Genomic DNA, 13758 nt, shown 5'->3' with positions numbered 1-13758 from the left:
GTCGTCCTGGATGCTTCGCGCGTGTGGCCGCTCCACACGCCCCACGGCCAGGTTCGCATGTCAGCGCGGTCGAGTCGCACCCGATGGCGGGTTTCCCCTGAGTTCTCATCGCGTCCGGCGAGCACGAGCCGGGCACCGTCGCCGGCCAGCGCTCGGCTGATGTGCCTGCCGAGCACGCTGGTGGCACCGGTCACCAGGACGCGTGAACCTGCGATCTCCATCCGGTCGGTATTCCCGCGGCGGACCCGAACCGACACGCACCCGGGTCCGGGGCCGCCCGCGGTCCACCGCCTCCCCGGCACCGGCGGCACCCCCGCCGGTGCCCGCCGACCGCGAGAGGAACGACCCCTACGGCAGGATCCGCCGCGGTCCGCGCGGGGGCTCGGGGCGCGGCTGCCACTCCCGGGGATAACCCAGGGACACCTCGGTGTGCGGGACCCCGTCGACGGTGATGGTGCGGGGGATGTGCAGGTGGCCGTAGACGACCGCGCGGGCCCGGTAGCGCAGGTGCCAGTCGGCGGTCTCCTCGGTGCCGCACCACTGGGCGAACTCGGGGTGGCGCAGTATCCGGGTGGGCTCGCGCACCAGGGGGTAGTGGTTGACGAGCACCGTGGGCAGCTCCGGGGCGAGGGCGTCCAACCTGGCGCGCGTGTACTCCACTCGTGCCCGGCACCAGGCGTCCCGCCCCGGGTGGGGGTCGGGGTGCAGCAGGTACTCGTCGGTGCACACCACGCCGCTGGCGTGGGCCACGGCCAGCGCCTCCTCCTTGGTGCGGGCGCCCTCCGGTCGGAAGGTGTGGTCGTAGCCGATGAACAGGGGCGCGACCGCCACGGGTCCGTCGGGGCCCCGCCACACGGGGTAGGGGTCCTGCGGGGTGTGCACCCCCAGCGCGCGCAGCCTCTCGACCAGGTACAGGTACCGTTCCTGCCCGCGTAGCCGGACGGGGTCCGCGGGCAGGGTCCACAGGTCGTGGTTGCCCGGCGCCCATACCACCGTGGCGAACCGGGCGGCCAGCGCCCCCATGGTCGCGATCACCTCGTCAGCGGTGTCGGCCACGTCCCCGGCCACGAGCAGCCAGTCCTCCGCCGAGGCCGGGGAGAGCGCTTCGGTGAAGGCACGGTTGGCCTCGTGCCGCACGTGCAGGTCGCTGATGGCGAACAGGCTCACGGCCACCGCCCCTCCCGTGTCGACGCCGGGCCGCGGTCACCCTACCGGAGTAACGGGAACTGACCGAGGAAAGGTGTATAAAAGCCACAAAAGACACATCCGACCCAGAGATAGAGCATCCCCCATGTCATCCCCTGCACGCCTGGCCCTGTGCACGGCGGTTTCCGCCGTACTGACCCTCACCGCCTGCGCCCCGCTCCAGGACTTCCTGGACGAGGCGGCCCTGAACCCGCTCTCCGAGGTCTCGGTGCCCCTGGTCGACCGGGTCGACCGCGACGACCCCTTCGGCGGCACCGAGGCCGAGGACTACGCGGAGGGCTTCGACGTCCCCGAGGCCTCGGCCGTGGGCCCGTACCCGAGTGAGCGGGTCCAGGAGGCCTACGAGACCACCCGGGACTTCATGGAGGCCGTCTACCTGGACCGGGACGCGGTCTTCGGCGAGGACAACAGCGCGTTCACCGCGCTGCTCACCGATCAGTCCCTGGCCTGGTACATGGAGCACCACGGGCACGAGGACCCCGAACTCGACACCCGGTCCATCCCCTTCAACCTCGCCCCGGGCACCGCCGAGCCGATCGGCGACGTGGTCAAGGTGGACGGCCGCATGCGGGCGGAGGAGGCCAGCGACGAGTACGGCCAGGACTACCTGGCCGTACGTACCGAGTACACGATCGTGCACCCCGTCGCACGCCCCGGGGATCCGGTGTCGGTGCGTCTGGTGACCTCGCACTACGGCGAGGTGTCCTTCTACGACAACGGCGACGGCACCTGGGAGGTCTTCCCGAACTGGTGGCGCTTCGTGGGTCCGACGCACTGCCTCCTCGACGAGCACACCTTCACCCCCGCCTACCCCGACGAGCAGCCCCGCGGCGAACGGCCCAGGGGTGTGCCGGAGGACCCCTACGACCTGGAGGACGGTCCCGCCGCCGACGGTGCCGAGAACGAGTGCGAAGCCATCCGGGACACCTGACCGGGGCCCGTCCGGGGGCCTTCGGAACCGGTCCGAAACCCGCCGTGCGGTGCTGACCGGGTCGGGATGCAGGTCCGGGAGAGGGCAAAAGAGGAAATGTCCTTCTCGTCGTTTTCGGGATCCGTTGGGGTACTTTTTAAGTGTCGCTTCTGTTGACTTCTGTCTGGTGTTGGCGGCGGATTTTTTGACCGTTCGCCCACGCTCGTTTTCTGGTGCTGGTAGCGAAGCGCACGAAAGGGGTTGATTTCTGGACCCCTGTTGCTTCTTGTATCGGACCTGTCCTGGAACGTTGTTGTCGGCAAAAGCAGCGAAAGCCTTGTGTGCGGCTCTTTTCGCTGCCTAATGTGATCAGCGCTTTCACGGGCCGCTCCGCCGCCGGACGAACACCGCGGCGGAGCGGCTCCGTGAGTGCTGTTCCCTCCGTTCCCCGTTCGCTCGCCTGCCGAGGGACGGGTCCGACAGACGACACACAGGAGAGACACGGCCGATGTCGACCGAAGCCCCCGAGGTACGTACCAACGGCCAGAAGAGCCTGAGTACTGCCGCCGCGCGGAACCTGGCCACCACCACCAAGTCCGCCCCGCAGATGCAGGGCATCAGCAGCCGCTGGGTTCAGCGGACCCTGCCCTGGGTCCAGGCCGACGGCGGCGCCTACCGGGTCAACCGGCGCCTGAGCTACACGCTCGGCGACGGTCGGATCGAGTTCCACAAGACCGGCTCCGATGTCAGGGTGATCCCGCGCGAGCTCGGCGAACTGTCGCTGCTGCAGGGGTTCGACGACGAGCAGGTCCTCAGCGAACTGGCCGACCGCTTCACCCAGCGCGAGTTCGAGCCCGGCCAGGTGCTGGTCACCGAGGGCGGTGCCGCCGAGTCCCTGTACCTGATCGCCCACGGGCGGGTCAGCCGCACCCACCTCGGCCCCTACGGCAACGTCAACCGCCTGGGCGTGCTCGCCGACGGGGACAGGTTCGGCGAGCAGTCCATGCTGGACGAGGGCCCCGTCTGGGAGTTCACCGTCAAGGCGGACACCTCGGGCACCCTGCTGGAGCTGCCCCGACAGGAGTTCGCCCAGGCCCTGGACCGCTCGCCGGAGCTGCGCGCCCACATCGACCGGGTCCGCTCGCTGCCCAGCCACGGGCAGAACAAGCACGGCGAGGCCGAGATCGAGCTGTCCTCCAACCACATCGGCGAGGCCGAGCTCCCGCAGACCTTCGTCGACTACGAGCTCAAGCCCCGCGAGTACGAGCTCAGCGTCGCCCAGACCGTGCTGCGCGTGCACAGCAGGGTCGCCGACCTCTACAACAAGCCGATGAACCAGACCGAGCAGCAGCTGCGGCTGACCATCCAGGCCCTGCGCGAGCGCCAGGAGCACGAGCTGGTCAACAACCGCGAGTTCGGTCTGCTGCACAACGCCGACTTCTCCCAGCGCGTGCACACCCAGGACGGGCCGCCCACCCCGGACGACCTGGACGACCTCATCACGATGCGGCGCAACACCCAGTACCTGTTCGCCCACCCGCGGGCGATCGCCGCCTTCGGCAAGGAGTGCAACCGGCTCGGCCTGCCCCTGGGCACCGCTGACGTGCACGGCCACCAGCTGCCGGCCTGGCGCGGCGTCCCGCTGCTGCCCTGCGGCAAGATCCCCGTCACCCGGCACCAGACCTCCTCGATCATCGCGGTGCGTACCGGGGAGGACAACGAGGGCGTCATCGGCCTGCACCAGACGGGCCTGCCCGACGAGGTCGAGCCGGGCCTCAACGCGCGCTTCATGGGGATCGACGAGCGGGCCGTCATCTCCTACCTGGTCAGCACCTACTACTCGGCCGCGATCCTGGTTCCCGACGCCGTCGGGATCCTGGAGAACGTCGAGGTCAAGCCCCGTTCCTGACCGTCCGGGACGTCTGTGAAGGAGGTCTGGGACGGTGTCCCTGCTATCCAGAATGTCCGCCGCCCCCGCCGCGGGCACGGCCCCCCTGGTGGAGGCCCTGCTGCGTGACCGGAGGCGCCCCGGCAGGCCGGACCTGCTGGCGCCCCCGAAGGCTCCGGCGGCTCCCGTGCTGCCCGCGCACCCTCCGGGGCTGGCGGCCCTGCTCGGCCCCGACCGGGGCGGCGGCGGGACGGCCGTGGTGCCCCCGCCCGCGGAGCACTCCCGTGCCGGGGAGGACGACGCGGTGCCCGTCCTGTACTGCCCTCCGGCGGTACGAGACGACCCCGCCCTGGGGGAGGAGGTCGACCGCAGGCTCGTGGAGTGGGCCGAGCGGGTCGGGGTCTACCCCGGTGAGCTCGACCGGGTGAGTTCGGCCGGTTTCGGCCGGCTCATCATGCTGGCCCACCCCGAGACGGACGACCCGGACCGGCTGCTGGCCGCCGCCAAGTGCGCCCTGGCCGAGTGGTCGGTGGACGACCACTACGTGGACGGCGAGGTCGAGGAGGCCAGGCACGACCTGCTCGGCCAGCGCCTGGCGATCGCGCACTCGGTCATCGACCAGGCCCACCTGCCCCGCCGCTACGCACCCCAGCTGGAGCGGGTGGTGCGCTCGGATCCGGTGATGGTCGCCCTGCGCTCCAGCCTGGAGGACCTGCGTACCTACGCCAGTTGGGCGCAGCTGCGCAGGCTCCGGCACGAGCTGGCGATCATGTTCGTCGCCTACAACCAGGAGGGGGTCTGGCACACGGCGGGGCACCGGCCCCCCGTGTGGGAGTTCCTGATGCACCGGCACGAGAACAGTTTCGTGCCGTGCATGGCGCTCATCGACACCGTCGCCGGGTACGAGCTGCCCGCCGAGCAGTTCGCCCGCCCCGAGGTGCGGCGCGTGTTCACCCTGGCCGGATCGGCCAGCGTGATCGTCAACGACCTCTACTCGATGGGCAAGGAGGACCCCGACGACTTCAGTCTGCCCCGGCTGATCGAGACCGAGGACGACTGCTCGCCGCGGGAGGCGGTCGAGCGCACCGTCCAGGTGCACGACGAGCTCATGCACGCCTTCGAGGCCGAGTCCGCCCAGCTGGCTGCCACCGGCCCGCCCGAGCTCGGCCGGTTCCTGGCCGGGTTGTGGGCCTGGATGGGCGGCAGCCGCGAGTGGCACGCCAGCACCGCCCGCTACCACGGCGCGGACCGGTCCTGACCCGGCCCGCACACGCCTTCGCGGCCCCCTCCCCGAAGGGGCCGCGCACCCTCACGACAAGGAGTTCACATGACTGACATCATGCCCTCGACCTCGGGTTCGGTTTTGCGCACCGCCTACCAGGAATCGGTCGCCGAGTACTGGAACGCCGAGCAGGATCCGGTGAACCTGCGCCTGGGCGACGTGGACGGCCTCTACCACCACCACTACGGCGTCGGTGACTTCGACCCCTCCGTGCTGGAGGGGCCGGAGGAGACCCGGAACCAGCGGATCATCGAGGAGATGCACCGGCTGGAGACCGCCCAGGCCGAACTCCTCCTGGACCACCTCGGTCCGCTGGGGCCCCGGGACCGGATCATGGACACCGGTTCTGGCCGGGGCGGCAGCAGCTTCATGGCCCACAACCGCTTCGGCTGCGCGGTGGACGGGGTGAGCATCTCGCAGAAGCAGGTGGACTTCGCCAACGAGCAGGCCCGGGAGCGCGGGGTGGCGGACCGTGTGCGCTTCCACTTCCGCAACATGCTCGACACCGGCTTCGAGACCGGCTCGCTCTCCGCCAGCTGGAACAACGAGTCCACCATGTACGTGGACCTGCACGAACTCTTCGCCGAGCACGCCCGGCTGCTGCGCCACGGCGGCCGGTACGTGACCATCACCGGCTGCTACAACGACGTCACCGGTGGGCGCTCCAAGGCGGTCAGCCGGATCGACGAGCACTACACCTGCAACATCCACCCGCGCAGCGCCTACTTCCGGGCCATGGCCGCCAACGGGCTGGTCCCGATCTCCGTGGTGGACCTGACCGACCAGACCATCCCGTACTGGGAGCTGCGGGCGCGCTCCTCGGTGGCCACCGGCATCGAGGACCCCTTCCTGACCGCCTACCGCGAGGGCAGCTTCCACTACCTGCTCATCGCCGCCGACAAGGTCTGACCCCCGACGAGGTCCGGCCTCGACAGGGTCCGAGGCGGCCGGGTGCCCGCGGTGCGGGGCGGGCACCCGGCCGTAGCCCGTAGCGGGCTCCGGATCCTCAGCCCCGCGGGAGGGTCCGCGGCATCGGCGGTACGGGACGGTCGACCAGGGCGTTGCGTCCCGCCCTCCGGGGTTCGCGGCCCTGCCGGACGCACTCCAGGACCTCCTCGGCGGCGTACCTCCCGGCGACCTCGAAGCTCTGGGGGTTGGAGTCGTTCCAACTCCACACGGCGTCGCGGAGCACGACCCTCGTGGCGTAGGGCGCCCGGCTCCGGCCCCGGCTCCGCAGCCCCTCGCGCACCCCCTTGGCGAAGGCCGCCCTGAACACCTCGGGGAGGGGTTCGTCGGGGTGCGGGCAGACCGCGGGCAGCTCGTCGGCGAACTCGAAGTCCGCGCCGCCGAGCGCGGGCCCGGCGTCCAGCCAGACCAGGGCGAAGTACCCGGGGCAGGCCGTCTGCAGGACGTTGCGGACGTGGACGCCGGTGACCGGGCGGGGGAGCGGCGGGAGCGGGCCCCGGCCCGGGGTGTCGGGGGTCATGTCCCTCTTCCTACCGGAAGCGCCCCCGCGCCCCTCATCCGGCCAACCGGTCGAGGATCCCGGGCAGGCCGTCCTCGTGGGCCACGGTCAGCCGCCTGGTCGCGCGGGTGAGGGCCACGTACAGGTCGTTGGCGCCCCGGTGCTGGGCCAGGATCTGCTCGGGGCGCACCACGACCACCGAGTCGAACTCCAGGCCCTTGGACTCCGTCGCGGTCAGCACCACCACGGAGTCGCCCGGCTCGTCTCCGGAACCCGTTCCGGGGCGTCCCGCCCCGGGCAGCAGGGCCGCCACCTCGGCCAGGGAGGCGTCGGAGGTGACCACCGCGATCCGGCCCTCGCCGATGGCCCCGTGCTCCTCGACGACCAGGTCGGGCAGGCCGTGCAGGCCCGCCAGCCGCACCGCGCGGGGCGGCTGCCCGTCCTCGCGCACGGACTCGGGGATCTCCTGGCCGGGGGCGGCCTCGCGCAGCACGTCGGCGGCCACCGCCATGATCGGGGCCGGGGTCCGGTAGTTCACCCGCAGGTGCTCCACGTGCACCTTCGCGGGTGCGTAGGGCTCCAGCGCCGCCAGCCAGGAGTCGGTCCCGGCGGCGCTGCCGGTCTGGGCGACGTCGCCGACGACGGTCAGGGACCGTGTCGGCACCCGGCGCATCACGGTGCGCCAGGCCATCGGGGACAGTTCCTGGGCCTCGTCCACGATCACGTGCCCGTAGGACCAGGTACGGTCCGCCCCGGCCCGGTCGGCGGTGCTCAGGTTCGGCCCCGAGTCGCGGTGGCGGGCGGCGAGGGTGACCGCGTCCAGGCCCTCGGCCGGGTCCTCGGTCAGGCCGGTGAAGTCGAGTACACCCTGGGCGTAGCGGACCTCCTCCTCCCGTTCGGCGTCCATCCTGCGCTGCCGTGCGCGCAGGACGCTGTCGTCCCGGCCCAGCAGCTCGGCGGCCTCGTCCAGCAGTGGAACGTCCTCCACGGTCCACGCGTGGCCCGCGGGGCGGACCAGGGACCCGGCCTCCGCGACCCCGGCCTCGGCGCCCACCCGGGCCAGCGCCTCGGGGTCGGAGTACAGTCCGCGCAGCAGCCACTGCGGGGTCAGGTCGGGCCACAGGGCGTCCAGGGCCTGCCGTACGGGCTCCTCCTGCCAGAGCCGTGCGCCCGCGTGCGGGAGGTCCTCCTCCGCGACGGGGCGGCCGAGCAGCGCGGACTCGGCCCGGCCGAGTTCGGTGAGCAGGGTGTTCACCAGGTACTTGCGCGCCGTGTTGTGCGGTAGCCGCAGGTTCCGGGCGTTCTCCAGCACCTGTGCGCACAGGTCGCCGGGGACGACCAGCGTCCCCGCGTCGGTCTCCACACGCAGGTCGTCCTCGCCGAACGCCCGCCGGGGCGAGCGCTGCCGGTCCCGGACGGCGGCGCGCACCAGGTCGGCCATTCGCGGGGAGCCCTTGAGCAGCGCGGTCCGGTGGGTGTCGTGTTCGGTGGCCGCCACTCCGGGGAGGAGTTCGCCGACCGTGCGCATCACCACGTCGGTCTCGCCGAGGGAGGGCAGCACGTCGCCGATGTAGCGCAGGAACGCCGGGTTGGGGCCCACGACCAGGACACCGCGGCGCTCCAGGACCCGGCGGTGGGTGTAGAGCAGGTAGGCGGCGCGGTGCAGGGCCGCGACGGTCTTGCCGGTGCCCGGGCCGCCCTGGACGACCAGGACACCGGCCAGCTGTGCCCGGATGACCCGGTCCTGTTCGGCCTGGATGGTGGCGACGATGTCGGCCATGCGGCCGGTGCGGCCGCGGTGCAGGGAGGACAGCAGGGCCGCTTCGCCGACCAGCTGGCGGCGGTCGCTCTCGCTGAGGCCCTCGGTGTCGAAGACCTCGTCGTCCACGCCCAGGACCCGTCTGTCGCGCACCCTGAGGTGGCGTCGGCGGGTGATCCCCTCCGGGTCGCCGGGGGTGGCCGCGTAGAAGGGGCGGGCGGCCGGGGCCCGCCAGTCCACCAGGATGGTCTCGTGCTCGGTGTCGCGCAGGCCGATCCGGCCCACGTAGCGGGCTTCGGTCTCCTCGGGCCCGTGGGCGAGGTCGATCCGGCCGAAGCAGAGCCCCTCCTCGACGGAGCCGAGCTGGGCCCGGCGCCGGGCGTGCTCGTAGGAGCGCGTCTCGCGTTCCACGATGGCGGCGTAGCCGCTGCGCTCCTGCAGGTGGGCGTCGATGAGCCGCTGTTCGGTCTGTGCCCGCAGGGTGTCCAGGCGTTCGTACATGACGCTGACGCGTGCCTGTTCGACCGCGATCGCGGATTTCTCGGGCGAGGGGGCCGAGCTGTCGGATTGACGGGAATCCATTTGGTTGCTATCCTTGCCCGTAGGAAGAATCCTATTTTGCTTTTATAAGCGTGGATATGGCAGCCTAGCAGAAGATGCGCGCCGTACGCACCGTCAGTACTTGGAACTGAGGCCCACGCTCTGGTCCACGCGGTCACGACCCCCACCCCACCGGGGCGGGGGTTTCGCTGTGTCGGGGCTCCGATCCGTGTCCGGGCAGGCCCACACCGGTCGGGGCACGCCTGTCCGGAAGCGCTCTCAGGCCAGGCCGATCCGTTCCAGGGTCCGACCGGTGCGCTCGTCCTCCTCCGCGAGGAAGGCGGCGAACCCGTCCCCGGCGAGGTAGGCGTCGGTCCACCGGTTGCGCGCCAGCCGCCCGCGCCACTCCGCCGAGGCGTGCACCCGCTCCACCAGCTCCAGCAGTCGGGCGAGGTCCTCCCCGGACAGATCGGGCGGGGCCAGCAGCCCGCGCCAGTTCATGAACTCCAGGTCGATCCCGGCCTCCAGCAGAGTTGGCGCCCCGATCCCCGGGTCCGGCTCGGCCGCCGTCAGCGCCAGGACCCGCAGCTGCCCGGAGTCGATCGCCGCGCGCTGCTCGCTGGGGCCCGCGGCGGCGAACTCGACCGTGTGGCGCATCAGGGCGGCCTGCATCGGACCGCCCCCGTCGTAGGAGTGGTAGACGACCTCGGCCGGGTCGATGCCCAGTTCCTCGGCCAGCAGCATGGTCACCAGGTGGTCGGGTCCGGCCGGGGTCGAGCCGCCGCCGACGCGCACGGCGCCCGGGTCCGCGCGCCAGGCCCGCACCAGGTCGTCGATGGAGGCGTACTCCGAGTCCGCGGGGACCAGCAGCGCCTCGGGCTCCTCGATCAGGCGGGCCACCGGGGTGGCCTGGGTGACCGAGTCGGCGGCGGAGTCGACGTGGGTGTTGGCGACCAGGCCCAGCCCCATCTGCAGCAGCAGGCCGGCCGAACCGTGCTCGTACACCAGCCGGGCCAGCGCGGCGGTGCCCGTACTCCCGGCCAGGTTGAAGACCGTGACGTCGGGGACCGCGTCGATCTCCTCGACCACCGAGGCCAGCGTCCGGGCGGTGTGGTCGAACCCTCCGCCGGGCGGGGTCGGCACCATGATCCGCAGCGCCTCCCGGCGTCCCGGCACCTCGCAGCCCGCCAACGCCAGCGCCAGTCCTGCGGCGAGGACGGCGCGGCGGCTCGGCCCCCGCCGCGCCGCCGCACCGCCGTGCCCGTTCAACCGCTCGTCACTTCCCGTCGTCTCAGCTCCGCGGAGCCGGGGCCTGATCCTCGGAACCGGTGCCCGGCCCGTCCCCGGGGCCTGCCTCCGAGCCGGTTCCGGAGCCCGTGTCCGAGTCGGTTCCGGCGTCCGTCGCCGCCTCCGGTGAGCTCGGCCCGACCCGGCCGCGGCGCAGTCCGCGCACCGCGCGGACCAGGGCCGGAAGCAGCGACAGCAGCGCCACGGCCAGCAGCCCCGCCGAGATCGGCTCGCTGGCGAAGACGCCCCAGTCACCGCCGGAGATCTGCAGGGCCCGGCGCATGTTGGTCTCCATCAGGCCGCCCAGGATGAGTCCCAGGATCAGCGGCGCGGCCGGGAAGCCGTTGCGCCGCATCAGGAAGCCGACGGCGCCGAACGCGGCGAGCAGGCCGAGGTCGAACACGCTGAAGCTGAGTCCGTAGACCCCCACCACGCAGAATACGACGACCAGGGGAACCAGGACCGCCCTGGGTGTGTTGAGGACCTTGGCGAACACCGGGATCAGCGGCAGGTTGAGGACCAGCAGCACCACGCTGCCCACGTACATCGACGCGACCACGCCCCAGAACATGTCGGGGTTGTCGGCCAGCATCGTCGGCCCCGGGGTCACGCCCAGCACGAGCAGCGCGCCCAACAGGATCGCGGTCGTGCCCGACCCCGGCACGCCCAGGGTCATCAGCGGCACGAACGAGCCCACCGCCGCCGCGTTGTTGGCCGCCTCGGGGGCGGCCACCCCCTTCGGGTTGCCCCGGCCGAAGGTGTCGCCGTCGCGGGCGATCTTCTTCTCCATCGAGTACGACAGGAACGAGGCGACCGTGGCCCCCGCGCCGGGCAGGACGCCGGTGAAGAAGCCGAGCACCGAGGAGCGCAGCGTGGGCGGGGCGATCCGGCCCAGCTCACGGCCGGACAGCCGCAGCGAGGTCACGCCCCTGCGCGCACCGCCCTGCCCGCGCCGGTTGAGCATGACCAGCACCTCGGCGAGCGCGAACACGCCCAGGGCCACGATGAGGAACTCCACGCCCTCGTACAGTTCGGGCAGGTCGAAGGTGTACCGGACGATCGCGGTCTGGGAGTCGATGCCCACCAGGGCCGTCATCACCCCGACCACGGCCGAGATCAGACCCTTGACCAGGTTGTTCCCGCCGAGGGAGACCACCGCGGTCAGGCCCAGCACCATCAGGGCGAAGTACTCGGCGGGCCCGAAGCTGACCGCGAACGACGCCAGGCCCGGCGCGATCGCCATCAGGCCGACGACGCCGACGGTGCCGCCGACGAACGAGGAGATCGCGGCGATCGCCAGGGCCTTGCCCGCCCTGCCCCGCAGGGCCATCGGGTAGCCGTCGAAGGACGTGGCGACCGTTCCGGCCACGCCCGGGGCGTTGAGCAGGATGGACGAGGTCGATCCGCCGAAGATGGCCCCGTAGTACACCCCGGCCAGCATGATGATCGCCGAGGTGGGCTCCATGCCGTAGGCGATCGGGATCATCAGCGCGATCGCGCTCATCGGCCCCAGCCCCGGCAGGATGCCGATGACCGTCCCGGCGAGCACACCGATGAGGACGAAGAGCAGGTTCTGCGGGGTCAGCGCGATGCTGAACCCGTGCAGGAGTTGGTCGAGCATGCCCATGGGAGGCTTCCTTGGTCGGGTTCAGAAGGGGAGCGGGCCGCTCGGCAGCACCACGCCCAGGCCCCAGGTCATGGCCGCGTAGAGCGCGAAGGGCAGGCCGAGGGCGACCGTGGCGGTGACCAGGTGCCGGCGGTAGCCGAGGTACCAGGTCATCGACCCGAGGTACAGGGCGGTGGCCAGGACGAACCCGAGGGGCTCGAACAGGGCGACGTAGACGACGAGTGCGCCGACGAACAGGCCGATCTCCAGGCGGGGGTCGGCGAGCCTGCCCAGCCGGGCGGCGTCCTGCGCGGGGTCGGCGTCCGTGGAGGTGCTGTCCGTGGCCGCCGCCTCGTCCACCGGGGCGCGCTGGAAGAACAGCAGCACCGCCAGCACCAGCAGCACCACCCCCAGCCAGCGCGGGAGGGTGGACGGCTGGACGGGGACGCTCACCGCCGTGTAGTCGGGCATCTGGAAGGCCAGCACCAGGTAGCCGATCGCGAACAGCCCGACCGCGGTGCCCATCGTGCGGGGTGAGAAACGGAACGCCTGCTCCGGCGTCACCCCCGTGCCCGGCGCCCGGAGCCTCCGGAGGCGGTCCCGGACGGTCTCCGCCGCTGCTCCGCCCGGTGTCGTGGTCCTGTCGCTCACTGGAGACCGACCTCGGTCAGGATCTCGGCGTACTCGTCGCGGGCACCGTCCAGGAAGGCGCCGAACTCCTCGCTGTCCTGGTAGGCGTCGGTCCAGCCCAGGCGGGCGGACTCCTCCTGCCACGCCTCGGTGTCCATCAGTTCGGCGAACATCTCCTCGTGGTAGGCGATCTGGGCCTCGTCCAGGTCACCCGGGGCCATGACGCCGCGCCAGATGTCGAAGGTGAAGTCGACGTCCTGTTCGACCAGGGTCGGCACGTCGGACACGGCCTCCACGCGCTCGGGGGAGGAGATCCCCACCGCGCGCATGTCCCCGGACTCCAGCATGCCCAGGGCCTCGCCCGTGCCCACGACGGCCGCGTCCACGTGCCCGCCCAGCAGCGAGGTCATGGCCTCGCCGCCGCCGTCGAAGGGGATGTAGTTGGCCGATGCCGGGTCCGTCCCGGCCGCGGTCAGCGCGCCCGCCAGGGCGACGTGGTCCATGCTGCCGGGGCCCGAGCCGCCGCCGACGCTGAACTCACCGGACTCGGCCTGGGCCGCCAGCTCGGCGAAGGTCTCGACGTCGGAGTCAGCGGGCACGAGGTAGACCATGTAGTCGGTCGCCAGCCGGGCGATCGGGGTGAAGTCCTCGTGGTCGTGGTCGGAGTTCCCGGCCATCGGCACCAGCAGGATGGGCGGGCTGGTCACGAACAGCTTGTGCGGGTCGCTCCTGTGCCCGGCGACGTAGGCCCAGCCGATGGCGCCGCCCGCGCCCGGCTTGTTGACCACCTGGACGGACTCCTCCACCAGGCCCTCCTCCTCCAGCAGGCGGGCGCCGGTGCGGGCGAGGGTGTCCCAGCCGCCGCCGGTGGCCGCCGGGGCGGTGATCTCGATGGCCTCGGTCGGCGCCCAGGTGCCGTCCTCGGCGGTGCCGCTTTCGGTGCCGCAGGCGGCGAGCACCAGCGGGAGGGCGGCGCCGACGGCGGCCGCGCGCAACCCCGGGGCGCGGCGGGCAGGGGCCGAACTGGGGGCACCGGGACTGACGTGCGTCTTCGTCGTGCGGAGCATGATTTCTCCGTAGGGGATCTGGCCGGGTATGTTCCGGTTGTCGTGTGAGGCAACGCACAGGCAAGCAGAGGGAAACACGGGTGAGAAGTGTTGTGTCTTTTGTGCGGGCAATGGTCGT

Annotated in this window: 11 protein-coding genes; 4 read left to right on the top strand and 7 right to left on the bottom strand. The window is 72.0% G+C overall.

Translation table 11 applies throughout. The features are described 5' to 3' along the window. Positions 1-348: 348 nt before the first annotated feature. Positions 349-1167, bottom strand: coding sequence for a metallophosphoesterase family protein (locus AC0VYD_RS16280; RefSeq protein ID WP_475480283.1), 819 nt, complete (start codon positions 1165-1167; stop codon positions 349-351). A 124-nt stretch (positions 1168-1291) separates the two neighbouring features. Between AC0VYD_RS16280 and AC0VYD_RS16275 the strand changes: the two genes are divergently transcribed. The 4 genes from AC0VYD_RS16275 (at position 1292) to AC0VYD_RS16260 (ending at position 6195) form a co-directional block, all read left to right on the top strand. After that, a complete protein-coding gene (locus AC0VYD_RS16275) occupies positions 1292-2137 on the top strand; it encodes a hypothetical protein (protein ID WP_475476374.1) in 846 nt (281 codons plus the stop codon). 487 nt (positions 2138-2624) lie between these two features. Next, the gene (locus AC0VYD_RS16270; protein ID WP_475476373.1) at positions 2625-4025 is read left to right on the top strand and encodes a family 2B encapsulin nanocompartment shell protein; all 1401 of its coding nucleotides are present in this window, start codon (positions 2625-2627) and stop codon (positions 4023-4025) included. A 34-nt stretch (positions 4026-4059) separates the two neighbouring features. Beyond that, the gene (locus AC0VYD_RS16265) at positions 4060-5262 is read left to right on the top strand and encodes a family 2 encapsulin nanocompartment cargo protein terpene cyclase (protein WP_475476372.1); all 1203 of its coding nucleotides are present in this window, start codon (positions 4060-4062) and stop codon (positions 5260-5262) included. A 69-nt stretch (positions 5263-5331) separates the two neighbouring features. Continuing rightward, a complete protein-coding gene (locus tag AC0VYD_RS16260; protein ID WP_475476371.1) occupies positions 5332-6195 on the top strand; it encodes a geranyl diphosphate 2-C-methyltransferase in 864 nt (287 codons plus the stop codon). 97 nt (positions 6196-6292) lie between these two features. Here AC0VYD_RS16260 and AC0VYD_RS16255 read toward each other — a convergent pair whose 3' ends face one another. The 6 genes from AC0VYD_RS16255 to AC0VYD_RS16230 form a co-directional block, all read right to left on the bottom strand. Continuing rightward, complete coding sequence (locus AC0VYD_RS16255) at positions 6293-6772, bottom strand: hypothetical protein (protein WP_475476370.1); 480 nt, start codon at positions 6770-6772, stop codon at positions 6293-6295. A 34-nt stretch (positions 6773-6806) separates the two neighbouring features. Then, a complete protein-coding gene (locus tag AC0VYD_RS16250) occupies positions 6807-9092 on the bottom strand; it encodes a HelD family protein (RefSeq protein ID WP_475476369.1) in 2286 nt (761 codons plus the stop codon). Positions 9093-9329: 237 nt separating this feature from the next. After that, positions 9330-10319 (bottom strand): Bug family tripartite tricarboxylate transporter substrate binding protein, encoded by a 990-nt coding sequence (locus AC0VYD_RS16245; RefSeq protein ID WP_475476368.1) that lies wholly within the window; start codon positions 10317-10319, stop codon positions 9330-9332. A 22-nt stretch (positions 10320-10341) separates the two neighbouring features. Next, a complete protein-coding gene (locus AC0VYD_RS16240; RefSeq protein ID WP_475476367.1) occupies positions 10342-11964 on the bottom strand; it encodes a tripartite tricarboxylate transporter permease in 1623 nt (540 codons plus the stop codon). Between the two features lie 21 nt (positions 11965-11985). Beyond that, positions 11986-12594, bottom strand: a complete 609-nt coding sequence (locus tag AC0VYD_RS16235; RefSeq protein ID WP_475476366.1) for a tripartite tricarboxylate transporter TctB family protein — start codon at positions 12592-12594, stop codon at positions 11986-11988. Further along, a complete protein-coding gene (locus AC0VYD_RS16230; protein ID WP_475476365.1) occupies positions 12591-13640 on the bottom strand; it encodes a tripartite tricarboxylate transporter substrate binding protein in 1050 nt (349 codons plus the stop codon). The genes AC0VYD_RS16235 and AC0VYD_RS16230 overlap by 4 nt, the downstream gene beginning before the upstream one ends. Positions 13641-13758 lie beyond the last annotated feature (118 nt).

The sequence above is a fragment of the Nocardiopsis sp. iso_40 genome (assembly GCF_056173285.1).
Note: the sequence above shows the minus strand (reverse complement) of the source record. Positions and strands in the feature narration are given on the sequence as shown.

Coding starts and splice junctions, on each gene's coding strand:
- AC0VYD_RS16275 (WP_475476374.1), top strand. CDS start 1,292: ATGTCATCCCCTGCACGCCTGGCCCTGTGCACGGCGGTTTCCGCCGTA.
- AC0VYD_RS16270 (WP_475476373.1), top strand. CDS start 2,625: ATGTCGACCGAAGCCCCCGAGGTACGTACCAACGGCCAGAAGAGCCTG.
- AC0VYD_RS16260 (WP_475476371.1), top strand. CDS start 5,332: ATGACTGACATCATGCCCTCGACCTCGGGTTCGGTTTTGCGCACCGCC.
- AC0VYD_RS16255 (WP_475476370.1), bottom strand. CDS start 6,772: ATGACCCCCGACACCCCGGGCCGGGGCCCGCTCCCGCCGCTCCCCCGC.
- AC0VYD_RS16250 (WP_475476369.1), bottom strand. CDS start 9,092: ATGGATTCCCGTCAATCCGACAGCTCGGCCCCCTCGCCCGAGAAATCC.
- AC0VYD_RS16240 (WP_475476367.1), bottom strand. CDS start 11,964: ATGGGCATGCTCGACCAACTCCTGCACGGGTTCAGCATCGCGCTGACC.
- AC0VYD_RS16230 (WP_475476365.1), bottom strand. CDS start 13,640: ATGCTCCGCACGACGAAGACGCACGTCAGTCCCGGTGCCCCCAGTTCG.